We start from the raw sequence: 346 nt of genomic DNA on the forward strand, positions 1-346 counted from the left end.
AAGAAAGGGGGGGAGAGGAGGGGAGGAGGAAGAGAAGAGGAAGAGAGAAGAGGAGAAGGGGGGAAGGAAGGGAGGAAGAAGAAAGGAGGGGGAGAGGGAAGGAGAGAGAAGAAGAAGGAAAGAGGAGGGAGGGAAGAAGAGAGGAGAGGAGAAAGAAAAGGGAGAGGAGAGGGAAAAGGGAAGAAAAAGGAGGAAGGAGGAGAGGAGGAAAAGAGAGAGGGGAGAGGGGAGGGGGGGGAGAAGGGAGGAAAGAAGGAGGAGAAGGAGGAGGGGAAGGAAAGGGGGAGGAGGGAGGGGAAGAAAGAAGAGGAGGAGGAAGAGGAAGGAAGAGGGAAAGGGAAAAAGT

1 protein-coding gene is annotated in these 346 nt (G+C 54.9%); it reads left to right on the top strand.

Features of this window, described 5'->3' with window-relative positions; translation table 11 throughout:
- The coding region (locus tag NR111_RS18915; RefSeq protein ID WP_256821645.1) for a hypothetical protein at nt 1-346 on the top strand (346 nt) is incomplete at both ends.

It is taken from the genome of Dietzia sp. Die43 (assembly GCF_024519835.1).
GTDB classification, from domain to species: Bacteria; Actinomycetota; Actinomycetes; order Mycobacteriales; family Mycobacteriaceae; genus Dietzia; species Dietzia kunjamensis.